The sequence below is a fragment of the Mycobacterium sp. TH-M103 genome (assembly GCF_057473785.1).
The window spans coordinates 1-17,538 of record NZ_JBYCLG010000320.1 but is presented as its reverse complement, the minus strand read 5'-3'; the positions used below and the strand labels follow the sequence as shown (position 1 = coordinate 17,538).

The 17,538-nt window shown below is 68.5% G+C and carries 14 protein-coding genes, 1 tRNA gene and 2 pseudogenes; 16 read left to right on the top strand and 1 reads right to left on the bottom strand.

From position 1 onward, the window contains the following. Positions 1 to 14: 14 nt before the first annotated feature. From pyrG to xerD, 3 genes are read left to right on the top strand one after another with little or no spacing between them, the layout of a single operon-like run. Entirely contained in the window at positions 15 to 1,763 is a 1,749-nt protein-coding gene (pyrG, locus tag AC2VOR_RS17660; protein WP_369738846.1) for a CTP synthase, read from the top strand. After that, positions 1,756 to 2,376: an NUDIX domain-containing protein gene (locus AC2VOR_RS17655; protein WP_369738845.1), complete on the top strand. Its 621-nt coding sequence runs from the start codon at positions 1,756 to 1,758 to the stop codon at positions 2,374 to 2,376. Before pyrG ends, AC2VOR_RS17655 begins: the two co-directional genes overlap by 8 nt. After that, entirely contained in the window at positions 2,376 to 3,317 is a 942-nt protein-coding gene (gene xerD / locus AC2VOR_RS17650) for a site-specific tyrosine recombinase XerD (protein ID WP_486964221.1), read from the top strand. Before AC2VOR_RS17655 ends, xerD begins: the two co-directional genes overlap by 1 nt. Positions 3,318 to 3,327: 10 nt before the next feature. Here the strand turns inward: xerD and AC2VOR_RS17645 are convergent, their stop codons facing one another. Then, positions 3,328 to 4,032, bottom strand: a complete 705-nt coding sequence (locus AC2VOR_RS17645) for an O-methyltransferase (RefSeq protein WP_369741614.1) — start codon at positions 4,030 to 4,032, stop codon at positions 3,328 to 3,330. Between the two features lie 320 nt (positions 4,033 to 4,352). On the opposite strand from AC2VOR_RS17645, the gene AC2VOR_RS17640 reads away from it, so the two are divergent. The 13 genes and pseudogenes from AC2VOR_RS17640 to AC2VOR_RS17580 all read left to right on the top strand — a co-directional run bounded on the left by AC2VOR_RS17640 (position 4,353) and on the right by AC2VOR_RS17580 (position 17,222). Beyond that, positions 4,353 to 5,216, top strand: coding sequence for a ParA family protein (locus tag AC2VOR_RS17640; protein ID WP_369738843.1), 864 nt, complete (start codon positions 4,353 to 4,355; stop codon positions 5,214 to 5,216). Then, complete coding sequence (locus tag AC2VOR_RS17635) at positions 5,213 to 6,031, top strand: segregation/condensation protein A (RefSeq protein ID WP_369738842.1); 819 nt, start codon at positions 5,213 to 5,215, stop codon at positions 6,029 to 6,031. The genes AC2VOR_RS17640 and AC2VOR_RS17635 overlap by 4 nt, the downstream gene beginning before the upstream one ends. A 12-nt stretch (positions 6,032 to 6,043) precedes the next feature. Further along, positions 6,044 to 6,751, top strand: a complete 708-nt coding sequence (scpB, locus tag AC2VOR_RS17630) for an SMC-Scp complex subunit ScpB (RefSeq protein ID WP_369738841.1) — start codon at positions 6,044 to 6,046, stop codon at positions 6,749 to 6,751. After that, positions 6,751 to 7,494, top strand: coding sequence for a pseudouridine synthase (locus AC2VOR_RS17625; protein WP_369738840.1), 744 nt, complete (start codon positions 6,751 to 6,753; stop codon positions 7,492 to 7,494). Before scpB ends, AC2VOR_RS17625 begins: the two co-directional genes overlap by 1 nt. Beyond that, positions 7,491 to 8,171, top strand: a complete 681-nt coding sequence (gene cmk / locus AC2VOR_RS17620; protein ID WP_369738839.1) for a (d)CMP kinase — start codon at positions 7,491 to 7,493, stop codon at positions 8,169 to 8,171. The genes AC2VOR_RS17625 and cmk overlap by 4 nt, the downstream gene beginning before the upstream one ends. Further along, complete coding sequence (gene der, locus AC2VOR_RS17615; protein ID WP_369738838.1) at positions 8,168 to 9,568, top strand: ribosome biogenesis GTPase Der; 1,401 nt, start codon at positions 8,168 to 8,170, stop codon at positions 9,566 to 9,568. Before cmk ends, der begins: the two co-directional genes overlap by 4 nt. A gap of 79 nt (positions 9,569 to 9,647) precedes the next feature. Beyond that, a pseudogene (locus AC2VOR_RS17610) lies at positions 9,648 to 10,015 on the top strand (cyclase family protein); the annotation flags it as partial. Beyond that, a pseudogene (locus AC2VOR_RS17605) lies at positions 10,012 to 10,786 on the top strand (IclR family transcriptional regulator). The pseudogenes AC2VOR_RS17610 and AC2VOR_RS17605, both read left to right, overlap by 4 nt. Before the next feature lie 70 nt (positions 10,787 to 10,856). Beyond that, a tRNA-Pro gene (locus tag AC2VOR_RS17600) sits at positions 10,857 to 10,930 on the top strand. A gap of 305 nt (positions 10,931 to 11,235) precedes the next feature. Beyond that, positions 11,236 to 11,406 (top strand): DUF6307 family protein, encoded by a 171-nt coding sequence (locus AC2VOR_RS17595; RefSeq protein WP_369738837.1) that lies wholly within the window; start codon positions 11,236 to 11,238, stop codon positions 11,404 to 11,406. 302 nt (positions 11,407 to 11,708) lie between these two features. Beyond that, entirely contained in the window at positions 11,709 to 12,965 is a 1,257-nt protein-coding gene (locus tag AC2VOR_RS17590) for a fatty acid desaturase family protein (RefSeq protein ID WP_369738836.1), read from the top strand. A gap of 140 nt (positions 12,966 to 13,105) precedes the next feature. After that, positions 13,106 to 15,499 (top strand): heavy metal translocating P-type ATPase, encoded by a 2,394-nt coding sequence (locus AC2VOR_RS17585; RefSeq protein WP_369738835.1) that lies wholly within the window; start codon positions 13,106 to 13,108, stop codon positions 15,497 to 15,499. Between the two features lie 475 nt (positions 15,500 to 15,974). Beyond that, entirely contained in the window at positions 15,975 to 17,222 is a 1,248-nt protein-coding gene (locus AC2VOR_RS17580; protein ID WP_486964220.1) for an ISL3 family transposase, read from the top strand. Positions 17,223 to 17,538: the final 316 nt, after the last annotated feature.

Here is a 17,538-nt window from a genome sequence, read left to right as displayed (position 1 = left end):
ACGGAGGTCGCCTGTTGCGTAAGCATCCGCAATCCGCTACGAAGCACCTCTTCGTCAGCGGGGGCGTCGTTTCCTCGCTCGGCAAGGGCCTGACCGCCAGCAGCCTCGGCCAGCTCCTCACCGCCCGCGGGTTGCATGTGACGATGCAGAAGCTCGACCCGTACCTCAACGTCGACCCGGGCACGATGAACCCGTTCCAGCACGGCGAGGTGTTCGTCACCGAGGACGGCGCCGAAACCGATCTCGACGTCGGTCACTACGAGCGCTTCCTGGACCGGGACCTGTCCGGATCGGCGAATGTCACTACGGGGCAGGTCTATTCGACCGTGATCGCCAAGGAACGGCGCGGGGAATACCTCGGCGACACCGTCCAGGTGATCCCGCACATCACCGACGAGATCAAGCGGCGCATCCTGGCGATGGCCGAACCCGACGCCGACGGCCACCGTCCCGACGTCGTCATCACCGAGATCGGCGGCACGGTGGGCGATATCGAGTCGCTGCCTTTCCTGGAGGCCGTCCGGCAGGTCCGCCACGACCTCGGGCGGGAGAACGTGTTCTTCCTGCACGTGTCGCTGGTGCCCTACCTGGCACCGTCGGGGGAGCTGAAGACCAAGCCGACCCAGCACTCGGTGGCCGCGCTGCGCAGCATCGGTATCACCCCCGACGCGCTGATCCTGCGCTGCGACCGCGACGTCCCGGAGTCGCTGAAGAACAAGATCGCGCTGATGTGCGACGTCGACATCGACGGGGTGATCTCTACCCCCGACGCGCCGTCGATCTACGACATCCCCAAGGTGTTGCACCGCGAGGAACTCGACGCGTTCGTGGTGCGCCGGCTCAATCTGCCCTTCCGCGATGTCGACTGGACCGAGTGGGACGACCTGCTGCGCAGGGTGCACGAGCCGCACGACACCGTGCGAATCGCGCTGGTGGGCAAGTACGTCGAGCTCTCCGACGCGTACCTGTCGGTCACCGAGGCGTTGCGGGCCGGCGGGTTCAAGCACCACGCGAAGGTGGAGATGCACTGGGTGGCGTCCGACGAGTGCGAGACCGCCGCCGGCGCCGCGCACGCGCTGGCCGACGTGCACGGGGTGTTGGTGCCCGGGGGGTTCGGCATCCGCGGCATCGAGGGCAAGATCGGGGCGATCCGCCATGCCCGCACGCGCGGTCTGCCGCTATTGGGGCTGTGTCTGGGCCTGCAGTGCATCGTGATCGACGCCGCGCGCTCGGTGGGCATCGAGGCGGCCAACTCCGCCGAATTCGAGCCGGGCACACCGGATCCCGTGATCTCCACGATGGCCGACCAACTCGACATCGTGGCCGGGGAGGCCGATCTGGGTGGAACCATGCGCCTCGGCGCGTACCCGGCCGTGCTGGAACCGGGTTCGATCGTGGCCGAGGCTTATGGCAGCACCCAGGTGTCGGAGCGGCACCGGCATCGCTACGAGGTCAACAACGCCTACCGCGAGAAGATCGCCGAGAGTGGTCTGCGGTTTTCGGGCACCTCGCCCGACGGGCACCTGGTGGAGTTCGTCGAGTATCCGCCGGAGGTGCACCCGTTCATCGTGGGCACCCAGGCCCACCCGGAACTGAAGAGCCGCCCGACCCGTCCGCACCCGCTGTTCGCCGCGTTCGTCGGCGCGGCGATCGACTACAAGGCGGGCGAACTGCTGCCGATGGACATCTCCGAGCACTCAGCCAACGGCAGTCACCAAGACAGCGGCGAGCGGTCGCTTCCCGAGCCCGCGTCCCGTGGCTGAGCACGTTTTCGAGACGACGTCGTCCGAAACCCTCTACACCGGAAAGATTTTCGCGCTGCGTCGCGACCGGGTGCGGATGCCCGGCGACAAGGTCGTCACCCGGGAGGTCGTCGAGCACTTCGGCGCGGTGGCCGTGGTGGCGCTCGACGACGACGGCAACGTCGCGTTGGTCTACCAGTACCGGCACGCGTTGGGCCGTCGGCTGTGGGAGTTACCCGCGGGGTTGCTCGACGTCGACGGGGAGGCGCCGCATCTGACCGCGGCCCGGGAACTGCAGGAGGAAGCCGGACTGCGGGCCGACACCTGGCGCGTGCTCGTGGACCTCGATTCCACACCCGGCTTCAGCGACGAATCCGTGCGCGTCTACCTGGCCACCGGGTTGAGCGGGGTGGACCGGCCCGAGGCACATCACGAGGAAGCCGACATGGAGTTGGAGTGGTTTCCCCTCGCCGATGCCGTCCGCAAGGTGTTCGGCGGCGAAATCGTCAACGCCATTGCCGTGGCGGGACTCTTGGCCGCCCACACCGTGTCCGCCGGGTTCGCGGAGCCGCGTCCGGTCGAGAGTCCCTGGACCGACCGGCCGACGGCGTTCACCGCCCGAAGGAAGGTCTGATGGCGACGGTGGCGCTGGAGTCGCAACTGCAGGGCTACCTCGACCATCTGACGATCGAGCGGGGCGTTTCGGCGAACACGCTCAGTTCCTATCGCCGCGACCTGCGGCGCTATTCGAAACACCTGGCGGACCGGGGAATTCACGATCTGGCGAAGGTGGGCGAGAACGACGTGAGCGACTTCCTGGTGGCGTTGCGTCGCGGCGACCCCGAGGCCGGGACCGCCGCACTGTCGGCGGTGTCGGCGGCCCGGGCGCTGATCGCGGTCCGCGGCCTGCACCGGTTTGCCGCCGCCGAAGGGCTGGCCGAACTGAACGTGGCACAGGCGGTGCGGCCGCCGACGCCGTCGCGCCGGCTGCCCAAGAGCCTGACGGTCGACGAGGTGCTGGCGCTGCTGGAGGGCGCCGGCGGCGACAGCCCGGCCGACGGCCCGCTGACGTTGCGCAACCGCGCGCTGCTGGAGTTGTTGTATTCCACGGGATCACGCATCTCCGAAGCGGTCGGGCTGGACGTCGACGACATCGACACCGAGGCCCGGTCGGTGTTGCTGCGCGGCAAGGGTGGCAAGCAGCGGTTGGTGCCGGTGGGGCGTCCGGCCGTGGCGGCGCTGGACGCGTACCTGGTGCGCGGACGCTCGGAACTGGCGCGACGCGGGCGTGGCACGCCGGCGATCTTCCTCAACGTGCGGGGCGGCCGGTTGTCGCGGCAGAGCGCGTGGCAGGTGCTGCAGGACGCCGCCGAACGGGCCGGTATCACCTCGGGTGTGTCGCCGCACATGCTGCGGCACTCGTTTGCCACCCATCTTCTCGAGGGCGGCGCCGACGTGCGGGTCGTGCAGGAACTTCTCGGTCATGCCTCGGTCACGACGACGCAGATCTACACGCTGGTGACCGTGCACGCCCTGCGCGAAGTCTGGGCCGGCGCCCACCCGCGGGCGCAATAGGTTGGGGCGGTCAGCCCAGGTAGTCGGATTCCAGCACCAGGTCGGAGATCATGGACTGGTATTCCAGGTGTGCCTTGTGCTCGACGGTGTTCCACAGCGTGCCCTGCTGGCGGCGCATGTAGGCGCGGTACTTGGGCGCGCCCGGGATGCGGACGTTGTCGGCGACCACGACCGCACCCGGTCGCAGCCAGCCCCGGTCCAGGATGCTGGTCAGGTCGTCGAGGTAGGCGTTCTTGTCGTGGTCCAGGAACACGAATCCCAGTGCGCCGGGACCGAATCCGTGTTGAAAGGCCAGGGCGTCGAGGGTGCGCCCGCCGTCGCCGATGGTGCCGACGACGCACGTCACCCGGTCGGCGACCCCGGCATGGGCCCAGATCTGGCGGGCGTTGGCGGCGTTGGACTCGGCCAGTTCGACGGAGAACACCTTGGCATTCGGCGCTGCCCGGGCGATCCGCAGGGCGCCGTAACCGCAGTAGGTGCCCAGCTCGAGTGCGAGCGCGGGATCGGCGCGGCGGACCGCGGCGTCGAGCAGCTGTCCCTTCTCGTCGCCCACGTTGATCAGCAGAGACTTCTCGTAGGCGAATGTGTCGATGGCGGCCAGCACGTCGTCGACGTCGCCGGGCCGGGCGTGCTGCAGGACGTATTTCACCGCGGCCGCTTCCCGCCCGTCACCGATCTGGCCCGTCTTGGTGATGTTGCGGACCCCGGCGGCCATCCGCCAGGCCGACCAGCGCAGCAGAGGTATCCGTTTCTTGAGGTCCACGACCGCCACGATAGGCCGTCGAGCCGCGGCGGGCGCAGCGGCTGGACGCGGTCCTCCGCAAACGCGAGGCCGCGTGCGCGTTGGCGATGGGATCCGGGCCACGACCGCTCCGACGGTGCTGGTGTGACGGGTGTGAAGCCTGCGCACTCGAATGGGCGGCACCCCGCGGCATCCAGGCATATTCGCTGGTAAATCGCCCTGCGGGTCGCCCGGTGTCAGCGCGCGGAGCCGTTAGACTTTCCTGCGATGTTCACCTCCCGAACACCCCCGCCATGACCGATCGGCCGGACAACGGCGTCGAGATCGGTCTGACCGGGCGACCGGCGCGGGCGATCCCGGAGCCCGGGCCGCGCACGTCGCACGGCCCGGCCAAGGTCGTCGCGATGTGCAACCAGAAGGGTGGCGTCGGGAAGACCACGTCGACGATCAACCTGGGCGCCGCCCTTGCCGAGTACGGCAGGCGGGTGCTGCTGGTCGACATGGACCCGCAGGGTGCCCTGTCGGCGGGGCTGGGGGTTCCGCACTACGAGCTGGAGAAGACGATCCACAACGTGCTGGTGGAGTCGCGGGTGTCGATCGACGACGTGCTGCTGCACACCCGGGTCAAGAATTTGGACCTGGTGCCCAGCAACATCGACCTTTCGGCGGCCGAGATCCAGCTGGTCAACGAGGTGGGCCGCGAGCAGACCCTGGGCCGCGCGCTGCACCCGGTGCTGGACCGCTACGACTACGTGCTGATCGACTGCCAGCCGTCGCTGGGCCTGCTCACCGTGAACGGGCTGGCCTGCGCCGACGGTGTGGTGATCCCCACCGAGTGCGAGTTCTTCTCGCTGCGCGGCCTGGCGCTGCTCACCGACACCGTCGACAAGGTCCGCGACCGGCTCAACCCGAAGCTGGAGATCAGCGGAATCCTGATCACCCGCTACGACCCGCGCACCATCAATGCGCGCGAGGTGATGGCCCGCGTGGTGGAGCGGTTCGGCGACCTGGTGTTCGACACCGTCATCACCCGAACCGTCCGGTTCCCGGAGACCAGCGTGGCGGGCGAGCCCATCACCACCTGGGCGCCGAAGTCGACCGGCGCCATCGCCTACCGCGCGCTGGCCCGCGAGTTCATCGACCGATTCGGCGCGTGACCGGCAGCGCCAACGGTGAGGCGGCACCAAAGAACGGCTTTCAGGTCCGGCTGACCAACTTCGAGGGGCCGTTCGATCTGCTGCTGCAGCTGATCTTCGCCCACCGCCTCGACGTCACCGAGGTGGCGCTGCACCAGGTCACCGACGAGTTCATCGCCTACACCCGGGAGATCGGCCCGCGACTCGATCTGGAGGAGACCACGGCGTTCCTGGTGATCGCGGCGACCCTGCTGGACCTCAAGGCGGCCCGGTTGCTGCCGGCCGGGCAGGTCGACGACGAGGAGGACCTCGCGCTGCTGGAGGTGCGCGACCTGCTGTTCGCGCGCCTGCTGCAGTACCGCGCGTTCAAACACGTCGCCGAGATGTTCGCCGAGCTGGAGGCCACCGCGCTGCGCAGCTATCCGCGCGCGGTGTCGCTGGAGGACCGGTTCACCGAACTGCTGCCCGAGGTGATGCTCGGTGTCGACGCCGAGCGCTTCGCCCAGATCGCCGCGATCGTGTTCACGCCGCGCCCGGCGCCGACGGTGAGCACCGGGCATCTGCACGAGCTGCAGGTCTCGGTCCCCGAGCAGGCCAAGAAACTGCTGGCGATCCTGGAGGCGCGGGGCAGCGGCCAGTGGGTCTCGTTCTCGGAGCTGGTCGCCGACTGTCGGGCGCCGATGGAGGTCGTCGGGCGCTTCCTGGCGCTGCTCGAACTGTATCGGAGCCGGACGGTAGCATTCGACCAGTCGGAGCCGCTTGGCGTGCTTCAAATTTCGTGGACCGGGGAGCGTCAGACCAACGAGGCCCTGGCAGAAGTCCGGGACGAGTCGTGAGGAGCGCCGCCAATGACTGACGACGCATTCGACGTCGATCCTGACGTCGACCCCGACGCGGGCATCCCCGACATCGCCGAGGCGGCGCCCATGGACGCCGACGAACTCGGCTCGGTGCTCGAGGCGCTGTTGCTGGTGGTAGACAGCCCGGTCACGGTCGAAGCGCTGGCCGCGGCCACCCAGCAGCCCGCCTACCGGATTGCCACCAGGCTGCAGCAGATGTCGGCGGAACTCACCGAACGCGACAGCGGCATCGACCTGCGCAACACCGACGAGGGTTGGCGGATGTACACCCGGGCCAGGTTCGCCCCGTACGTCGAGAAGCTGCTGCTCGACGGCTCGCGGTCCAAGCTCACCCGGGCCGCGCTGGAGACGCTGGCCGTGGTGGCCTACCGCCAGCCGGTGACCCGGGCACGGGTGAGCGCGGTCCGCGGCGTCAACGTGGACGCGGTGATGCGCACCCTGCTGGCGCGCGGCCTGATCACCGAGGCGGGCACCGACGCGGACAGCGGCGCGACGATGTTCGCGACCACCGCGCTGTTCCTGGAGCGGTTGGGCCTGACGTCGTTGGCCGACCTGCCCGACATCGCACCGCTGCTTCCCGACGTCGACACGATCGAGGAGCTCAGCGAATCCCTGGACAGTGAGCCGCGTTTCGTCAAACTTGCCGGGGGCGTTCCGGCCGAGCAGGCGCTGTCGTTCGACGTGGACCACGACTGATGGGCGAAACCGAGGGAGTGCGCCTGCAAAAGGTGTTGTCCCAGGCTGGGATTGCGTCGCGGCGCGCCGCCGAGAAGTTGATCCTCGAGGGTCGCGTCGAGGTGGACGGGCAGGTGGTGACCGAGCTGGGCACCCGCGTGGATCCCGACGCGTCGGTGATCCGCGTCGACGGGGTCAGGGTGGTCGCCGACGACTCGATGGTCTACCTGGCGCTGAACAAGCCCCGCGGCATGCACTCGACCATGTCCGACGATCGGGGGCGCCCCTGCATCGGCGATCTGGTGGAACGCAGGGTGCGCGGCACCAAGAACCTGTTTCACGTCGGGCGTCTCGACGCCGACACCGAGGGGCTGATCCTGCTGACCAACGATGGTGAACTGGCGCACCGGTTGATGCATCCCTCCCACGAGGTGCCCAAGACGTATCTGGCGACCGTGACCGGTTCGGTGCCGCGTGGGCTGGGCAAGAGGCTGCGCGCGGGCATCGACCTGGACGACGGCTCCGCGCGGGTCGATGATTTCGCCGTGGTGGACGCCATTCCCGGAAAGACGCTGGTGCGGTTGACGTTGCACGAGGGCCGCAACCGGATCGTGCGCCGGCTGCTGGCGGCGGCGGGCTTCCCGGTGGAGTCGCTGGTGCGCATCGAGCTCGGGCCGGTGTCGCTGGGGGAGCAGCGGCCCGGCAGCATCCGGTCGTTGAGCCGTGGCGAGGTCGGGCAGCTCTACCAAGCGGTGGGCCTGTGAACGTCGTAGTGGCCATCGACGGGCCCGCTGGCACTGGGAAGTCCTCGGTGTCAAGGGGTTTGGCGCGTGCCCTGGGGGCCCGGTACCTGGACACCGGCGCGATGTACCGGATCGTGACGCTGGCGGTGTTGCGGGCCGGGGTGGACCCGGCCGACGCCGAGGCCGTCGCCGCGCTCGCGTCGACTGTGGACTTGGCGGTGGGCTACGACCCGGACCGGCTCAGCTATTCGCTTGCCGGGGAGGATGTTTCGGCCGATATCCGCGGCGAAGAGGTCACCGGGGCGGTGTCGGCGGTGTCATCGGTGCCCGCGGTGCGCGCGCGGCTCGTCGCGCTGCAGCGCGAAATGGCCGCCGGCCCGGGCAGTGTGGTCGTCGAGGGCCGCGACATTGGGACGGTGGTGCTGCCCGACGCTCCGGTGAAGATCTTTTTGACCGCCTCGGCCGAGACGCGGGCCCGGCGGCGCAACGACCAGAACCTCGCCTCGGGGCTGGGCGGGGATTACGAGGGCGTGCTTGCCGATGTGCGGCGCCGCGACCACCTGGATTCGACCCGGGCGGTCTCGCCGCTGCGCGCGGCGCCCGACGCGGTGGTCGTCGACACCAGCGACATGACCGAGGCGCAGGTGATCGCCCACGTCCTGGACTTGGTCGAGCAGCGAAGCGGGGTGATGCGGTGACCCAGGACGGGACATGGAGCGACGAAACCGATTGGGACGCCGTCGGTTTCGATGTAGACGAGCGTACCGAGGCGGGTCCGGCGCCCGTCGTGGCGGTGGTGGGGCGGCCCAATGTCGGCAAGTCGACGCTGGTCAACCGGATCCTGGGCCGCCGCGAGGCGGTGGTGCAGGACGTTCCCGGCGTGACCCGCGACCGCGTGTCCTACGACGCGCTGTGGACCGGCCGGCGCTTCGTGGTGCAGGACACCGGGGGCTGGGAGCCCGACGCCAAGGGCCTGCAGCAACTGGTGGCCGAGCAGGCGTCGGTGGCCATGCGCACCGCCGACGCGGTGATCCTCGTGGTGGACGCCACCGTCGGCGCGACTGCCGCCGACGAGGCCGCCGCCCGGATCCTGTTGCGCTCGGGCAAGCCGGTCTTCCTGGCCGCCAACAAGGTCGACAGCGACAAGAACGAGGCGGACGCGGCGGCGTTGTGGTCGCTGGGCCTCGGGGAGCCCCACGCGGTCAGCGCCATGCACGGCCGCGGGGTGGCCGACCTGCTCGACGAGGTGCTGGCCGTGCTGCCGACGCTGTCCGAGGTGGCGCCGGCGCCCGGCGGGCCCCGGCGGGTGGCGCTGGTCGGCAAGCCCAACGTGGGCAAGAGTTCGTTGCTCAACAAGCTGGCCGGGGACCAGCGTTCGGTGGTGCACGATGTCGCCGGGACGACGGTCGACCCGGTGGATTCGCTGATCGACCTGGGCGGCAGGGTGTGGCGGTTCGTCGATACCGCGGGCCTGCGGCGCAAGGTCGGGCAGGCTAGCGGGCACGAGTTCTATGCCTCGGTGCGCACCCATTCGGCCATCGACGCCGCGGAGGTGGTGGTCGTGCTGATCGACGCCTCGGCGCCGCTGACCGAACAGGACCAGCGGGTGCTGTCGATGGTGGTGGAGGCGGGCCGGGCGCTGGTGCTGGCGTTCAACAAGTGGGATCTGGTCGACGAGGATCGCCGCGAGCTGTTGGAGCGGGAGATCGACCGCGAGCTGGTGCAGCTGCGATGGGCGCAGCGGGTCAACATCTCGGCTAAGACGGGCCGCGCGCTACAGAAGCTGGTGCCCGCGATGGAGGCGGCGCTGGCCTCGTGGGACGCGCGTATCCCGACCGGCCCGCTGAACTCCTGGCTGAAGGAGGTGGTGGCGGCCACGCCGCCGCCGGTGCGTGGCGGCAAGCAGCCGCGCATCCTGTTCGCGACCCAGGCCGCGGCCCGGCCGCCGACGTTCGTGCTGTTCACCACCGGGTTCCTGGAGGCCGGTTACCGGCGTTTCCTGGAGCGGCGGTTGCGTGAGACGTTCGGGTTCGAGGGCACCCCGATCCGGATCAACGTGCGGGTGCGCGAGAAGCGGGCACCCAAGCGGCGCTGAGCGTGCGCCGACCGCCTTAATCCCACGATGCGGCCAGTGAAAGCTGCATCACAGGAATTATCTTCGACTTTCGCTCGGGGGCGTCAAGGCGGTCGGCACCGACACCCAGGCGCTGGATCACCCGCTGGCCACGTCGATCGGCCCGCACGGACCGCCGAGCACACCGGCGGCGTCTTGCCCCGGGCGATGAGCGAATACGAGGAGGACACCGGCTGCAAGGTGCTCGACGACTTCCCGGAGTGGGAACTCTGCCACCGGGCGATCCTGTCCAAGGGCATCTACGGATTCGAGAACGTCGGCGGTGACCTGGACAAGGTCACCGGCAAGCGCGTCGCTTTCGCTGCCTTCCCGTGGCCCTGGGTCGGGGGCGACCGCTGCATCGTGCGGCTGGTGGCGGTCGTGGATCCGGGCGGCGCCTACCGCATCGAGACGGGCCGGTCGGCGTGACGGCCGAAGGGCAGGAAGCGCGCGGCGGTGGCATCCAGGTCATCGCGCGAGGCCGCGATGCTGCGACTGCTGCAGGCGCACCCGGCTGGGCTCACCCAGGCCGAGATCGGCGAGCGGCTGGCAAGGGCGCGCTCCACGGTCAGCGGGATCCTCAACGCGCTCGACGACAAAGGCCTGGTGGTCGCGCGCGGCGGCCGCGGCAGGTATCGGCTCGGCCCCGAGATCGCGCGCATGGCCGCCAGCGTGCGCCTCGGCGTGGTGATGGAGGTGCACCCGTTCATGGAAGAGTTGTCTCGCGAGCTGGGGGAGACCGTGGACCTGTCGATTCTGGACGGCGATCGAGCGACATTCCTCGACCAGGTCGTCTCGCCGCAGCGCTTGCGGGCGATCAGCGCGGTGGGAGATTCCTTCCCCGTGCACTGCTGCGCCCACGGCATAGCGCTGCTGGCCGGCCTGCCGCCCCAACAATTGGCGCCGGCGCTGCCCAGCCGACTGGCCCGGCTCACCGCGAACACGGTGACCAGCCCCGCAGATTTGCGCAAGAAGCTTGAGCGTGTTCGGGCCGAGGGTGTCGCCTACGACCGCAGGAAGCAAACCGAAGGCATCTGTGCGGTGGGCGCGATGCTCAAGGGTGTGACTGAGAGCAGGGTGGCCGTGAGCGTGCCGGTTCCGGCGCAGCGATTCTACGGCCGCGAAGCCGAACTCGCCGGGACGCTGCTGCCCTGCGTGGCCGAGGTCGACGTCTCGTTCGGCCAGGTCGAGCGGAAGTGAGGTCGCTTGCTGGGCCGGCGGGTGTCTTAAGGTAGGCTTTCGACCTGCTGCCGCGCACGCTGGCGGCATCCGGGCTGTGGCGCAGTTTGGTAGCGCACTTGACTGGGGGTCAAGTGGTCGCAGGTTCAAATCCTGTCAGCCCGACGCAGGTCAGAGGGTATTTTTGCCTCTGAGATCCGCTTATTGGTCAGGCGGGCAATCAAGTATCCGGGTATGCGGGAGTAGCCGCCGGCCATGGATCCCGAGAGGCCGTCGTCGTACTGGATGCGACGTGGCCGCGACGAGGTGGCCCCGAACGCCGCGTCCTGGCGCCCCGATGCCCGCCGCGCGCCGGGCCCGTTGTGGCCTCGGGCGGACTGCCCCAAGTCCGTACTCACGCAGCAGTGACGGTGAGCGGGTAACGTCAGGGGCATCGGTCCGCTCGGTTGTGAGCGGACATCCTGCACTGGATGGAAAATTTGATGGCTTCGCCAACGGCATTCCGCTCGCCCTACGTCCAACGTCTCGAACTGGTCAGGGACACGATCAGGTCCCATTCCAAGCTTGGAGACAAGGCGGCGAGCGAACTGGCGGAACAGATCTTGCTCGCACTGATTTCGATTCCGGAGAAGGTGCGCTGAAACAAGCACCCACGGTGGTGGCGCATCGGTGGTCACACGGCTGCGGGATTCGTGCGCACGTCCTATCTCGAACCGTTTCCTGCAGGGGGCCAATCAATCTCGGCCACGTTCGGCCATCCTGGCTCCACCTGCAGGCGTGAAAACACCTACGTCCGCCGCCGAGAAGGAGCCGCAGCACCCTTAGTCGTGTTGAGCGCTCGAGGAGCGGCTCATCCCGGCGATCAGGCGCTGCCAAACACCGGTGGACGCCCCACGATTGTGCACGCCGAGATTTCGACATAGCAGTCCGCAGAGAGGAAACCATGGCGATTACCGACGTTCCCGCCTTCGCCCACTTAACTGTCGCCGACATCGAGAATTTTGCCGCAGAGCTGGACGCGATCCGGTTTGACGTCATCGACTCGCTCGGCGAGCGCGACGCCCGCTACATCCACCGCACCATCGCCGCACAACGCGCCGCCGACGTAGTCGGCCGGCTCCTGCTGGCCGGTAGCTCGAAACGGTCGGCGAGATGGGCGGGTACCGTGACGCTCGGTCTGGCCAAGATCATCGAGAACATGGAGATCGGCCACAACGTCATGCACGGCCAGTGGAACTGGATGAACGATCCCGAGATCCACTCCACGACGTGGGAGTGGGACATGACTGCCGCGTCGAAGCACTGGATCTCCGCCCACAATTTCCAGCACCACAAGTACACCAACATCGTGGGCATGGACGACGATGTGGGCTACTTCGTCCTACGTGTCACACGTGACCAGCCCTGGGAGCGTGTCAACACGGGCAACCTGCTGTTCAATGCCCTCCTGGCGCTGGGATTCGAGTGGGGCATCGGATTGCAGACCATCGACCTGGCCAAGGTCCTGGAGGCCGGCCCGGACCGCGACGCCACCCTTCAGCAGATGCGCGAGTTCTCGATCAAGGCCGGCGGGCAGGTGTTCAAGGATTACGTCGCGTTCCCTGCGCTCACCTCGCTGTCGCCGGCGGCGACCTACAAATCGACGCTGAAGGCCACCCTGGTTGCCAACGTGATTCGCAACGTCTGGGCCAACGCGGTGATTTTCTGCGGCCACTTCCCTGATGGTGCAGAGAAATTCACGAAGACCGACATGGCCGGTGAATCCAAGGGTGAGTGGTATCTGCGTCAGCTGCTGGGAAGCGCCAACTTCGAAGCGGGTCCGGTGCTGCGGTTCATGAGCGGGAACCTGTGCCATCAGATCGAGCATCACCTGTTTCCCGATCTGCCCAGCAGCAGGCTGCACGAGGTCTCGGTGCGGGTGCGCGAGGTGTGCGACAAGTACGACCTGCCCTACACGACGGGCTCGTTTTTGATGCAGTACGGCAAAACGTGGCGCACCATCGCCAAATTGTCGCTGCCGGACAAGTACTTGCGCGACACCGCCGACGACGCTCCGGAAACTCGCAGCGAGCGTATGTTCGCTGAACTCGAGCCCGGTCGCGCCGACACCGGCCTGGTGACGGGGCGCCGCCGCGGGCTCAAGACGGCGCTGGCGGCGGTCCGCGAATGGCGCCGGGGGGAGCCGGAGTCCCGCCGCTGAAGCCGTTCGGCCCCTGCCCGCCACTTTCGGCCACACCCGGGCCCAACTGCCTCCATGGTGGGGTATTGCGACCCTAGAACGCGGCGGCCGCCACTGGTCAACTCTGCCCAGACGGCCGGAAGCGACCGGGAGGATCAGCAGTGACGGGCGGTACGGGACCTGGGATCGTGCGGGGGATCACGCGGCTGCGTCCGCTGATCGAGCCGGTCCTGGTGGTGCTCACGGTCGGCGCGCTGGCCGCCGGCGGGATCGCGTGGCTCACCGGCAGTCGCGAACTCGCCGACAGTTGCTGGCGCGCTGGGACCGTGCTGGCGGTGCTACCCGCCTCGGTATGGGTGGCGGCGGCGTTGTGCCGGCGCCGGCTCGGCGTGGACGTCATCGCCGTGCTGTCCCTGGTGGGCACCCTGCTGGTGCACGAATACCTGGCCGGGGCGTTGGTCGCGGTGATGCTGGCCGGTGGGCGTGCGCTGGACGCGGCGGCCGCGCGTCGCGCCTCCCACGATCTGCGGGCCCTGCTGGAGCGGGCGCCACGCTTCGCGCGGCGGCGCGACGGCACGCAGGTCAGCGTGATCCCACTGGCCGACGTGGTCGTCGACGACTTGCTGGAAGTCGGCCCCGGTGAGGTGGTGCCGGTGGACGGCCGCGTGGTCGACGTGGTCGCGGTGTTGGACGAGTCGGTGCTGACCGGTGAGCCGCTGCAGGTCGAGCGCGGCGTCGGTGAACCCGTGCGCAGCGGGGTCGTCAACGCGGGTAGCGCGTTCGAGTTGCGGGCCACCGCGACGGCCGAAGACAGCACCTACGCCGGCATCGTGCGGCTGGCCCAGCAGGCGGGTGCGGAAAACGCTCCGATCGTGCGGTTGGCCGACCGCTACGCGGCGTGGTTCCTGCCGCTGGCGCTGCTGTTGTCCGGTGGTGCGTGGCTGGCCAGCGGGTCGGCGGTGCGGGCGGTGGCCGTGCTGGTGGTGGCGACCCCTTGCCCGCTGCTGCTGGCGGCGCCGGTGGCCATCGTCTCCGGCCTGTCGCGCGCATCCCGGGCCGGGGTGATCGTCCGCGGCGGTGGCGCTCTGGAAAATCTCGGCAGTGCAACCACTTTGATGATGGACAAGACCGGCACGCTGACGATGGGCCGACCGGTGGTCGTCGATGTGATCGCCCCGCCCGGCGGTGACGCGACCGAGGTTTTGCGGCTGTCGGCCTCGGTGGATCAGCTCTCCCCGCACGTGCTCGCCGAGGCCATCGTGACCGAAGCCCTCGCACGCGGCCTCGAGCTGTCCTTGCCCGCCGACGTACTCGAGGAGCCGGGCCGCGGTGTCACCGCCACCATCGGCGAGCGCCGGGTGACCGTCGGCAAACTGCCCCCCCGTTCCGTGAGCGGCGCGTGGGCGCGGGGAGCGGTCAACCGGGCGCGCCTCGACGGCGCTGCCATCGCCTGGATGTGCCTCGACGGTGAACCGGCCGGCGCGGTGCTGTTGCGGGATCCGTTGCGCCGGAACGCGCCCCACACGATGCGCCGGTTGCGCGCGGCCGGCTTCAATCGGCTTGTGATGCTCACCGGTGACCGTGTCGAACCGGCACGCGAGGTCGCCACGGTGCTGGGCCTCGACGACGTCTACGCCGAACAAACCCCCGCCGACAAGGTCGCGGCGGTGCGTACCGAACGAGAACGGGCGGTCACCGTGATGGTGGGCGATGGTGTCAACGACGCGCCGGCGTTGGCGGCGGCGACGGTCGGTGTGGCGATGGGTGCCCGCGGGGCCACCGCGTCCTCGGAGGCCGCCGACATCGTGCTGACCGCCGATCGCGTCGACCGGCTCGCCGACGCGATCGACATCGCGCGCTGGTCCCGGCGCATCGCCGTGCAGAGCGCCGTGGTGGGGATGAGCCTGTCGCTGCTGGCGATGGTGATCGCCGCGCTGGGCTGGCTGCCGCCGGCCCCGGGTGCGCTGCTGCAGGAGGGTATCGATGTCGCGGTGATCCTCAACGCGCTGCGTGCGCTGCGCGGCAATCCGCGCACCGAACTGGAGTTGCCCACCGGCACCGAGCAGATGCTGCGGCGTTTCGCGGCCGAACACGACGAACTGCGCGACACCATCGGCCTGCTGCGCGACAGCGCCGACCGCCTGGCCCACGGCCCCGACGCCGCGGCGCTGGAATCACTGAGGACAGTGCACGGCTTGCTCACCGAGCGGATCCTGCCGCACGAACGCGCGGAGGAGACCCTGCTGTACCCCGCGTTGGCGCGGCCGCTCGGCAGCGACGAGGCCACCGCGACCATGAGCCGCACCCACGCCGAGATCCAGCGCCTCGCCGACCGCATCGGCACGCATGTGGCGCTGGCGCAATCGGCCGGAGCGATCCAGCCCGACCAGGTCGACGACCTCCTGGCCTGCCTGTACGGCCTGTATGCCCTGCTGCGGCTGCACTTCGTCCAGGAGGAGGAAAACTACTTCACCCTGGTCGAGGACGAGCCAACTCCGCCCGACGCGAGTCGACGACCCGGCCCGGCTCCTCGTGCCGATTCGGCGGCCGGCTAGATCAGCCACATGGGTCTGTTGAGCCGCAACCAACGCCGGGTGTAACCCGCGCTCACCCGATCGACCGACGTGGTTCAACGGTCGCTGGACGCGCTCGTCGGGCGGCTGGGGGAGGGCCGAAATTACTGGGCGGCATGGGTATTCGATGTTCCCGCAGTGACAGTGCTCACCGTGGTCCGCGGCCCGATTGTCGTACCACCTGGGACGGTCTCGTTCAACTGCTCAGTCAGATTGCGGATCTGCGGTTCGATGAAGTCAACGTCGCGACAGTCGACCCAACATATGAACGCGTACGAGATGGCTTCAATATGGCAATAGTCCGATGCAAGAACGGTTTTCCCGTTTCCTGTCCGGCCCGCTAACGGCTCTTGTGACGTTGTCGTGGGTCCGTGACCAGGGGATTTGGGGCGCAACGCCGTGTCCTGCTTACGTTTTGGACTGTTGGAAGGTTCAAGACGAAGGAGGGTGGACGGCGTTGCGCAAATCCAGGGTATTCGTAGCGGCTCTCGAGGGCCAGGACACGCTCATCGAGGACGTGACGATCCAGACGGAGACCTCCCGTGGTAAGACGCCGGTGACCAGCGAGGTGCTGGTGTTTTCGGTGCGTCCCAAGGCATCGCAGGCCAGTCGTTGTTCACGATGCCGCAAACACTGCCCGGGTTATGACGGCGGCGACGATGTGCGCCGCTGGCGGACCCTCGACGTGGGCGCCACCAAGGCCTACCTGCAGGCACCGGTACCCCGGGTGACCTGCGGTGAGCACGGAGTGGGGGTGGCACACGTGCCGTGGGCGCGTCCCGGAGCCAAACACACCTGGGCCTTTGAGGACACCTGCGCATGGTGGGCCGCACACGCCGCGATCAGCGTGGTTGCGGTGTTTTTGCGGGTCGCCTGGCGCACCGTCGCGGCGATCGTGGCCCGGGTCATCGCCGATGGCCGCGACACCAACGACCTGCTCGCCGGCCTGACCCGCATCGGCATCGACGAGATCTCCTACCGCAACGGCCACCGCTATTTGACCTGCGTGATCGACCACACCACAGGCCGGCTGGTGTGGGCCGCACCCGGCCGCAACCAAGACACCCTGAGCCGTTTCTTCGACCAGCTCGGTGATGCCCGCGCCGCGGCATTGACCCACGTCAGCTGCGATGGCGCGGAATGGATCCACACCGTGCTGCGCGAGCGGGCCCCTCAGGCGGTGATCTGCCTGGATCCCTTCCACATCGTGGCCTGGGCGATGAGGGCTCTCGACAAGGTGCGGGTGCGCACCATGACCCGTGCCGGCGTGCGGGATCGCCACGCCATGTGGGCGGTCCGCAAAAACCCGGCCGACCTGACCGGCGAGCAACGCACCAGCCTCGCGGCGATCACGACTACCAACGCCACGCTGTATCGGGCTTATCTGCTCAAAGAGCAACTCCGCGAAGTGTTTCAGGTCAAGGGCCGCGACGGCCGCCAACTGCTGGCCGGATGGCTGTCCTGGGCCTCGCACTCACACATCCCGGAATTCGTCGCTGTGGCCCGAACCGTCCGCCGTCACAAGGAGTTGATCGGCAACACCCTCGACCACCAACTGTCCAATGCCCGCTCGGAGTCCACGAACACCCATCTACGGGCGTTGACCAAGCGGGCATACGGGTTTCATAGTCCAGATGCGCTGATCGGCATGGCCATGCTCACCCGCGGCGGCCTCTGCCCCGCACTACCCGGCCGCACAGCATGAAACCCCACCCACGGAACTGTCAGGAGATCCCCGCTAACACCACGCGAGAAGGAGTCGACACTTCCTTCGTAAGGTCGAGATGGCTTTGAATCTCATTGAGGTAGCCCAGCCTGCCCTCTCTGTCAACCTTGGGTGAGGCACCCGTCCCCTGTGTGACAGGGTTAAGTGAGACAGCAGCAGTAGCCAATCATCGCTACAGGGCGAGACAGGATCACCATTTTCGGCTCTTCTGGGAACTCCGTGGGTCATGGGATGGCCGGATAGAGCTGGAGCCCGCCGAGGTGGAAGTAGATCGCGGTCTTGAAGTGCTCGCGGT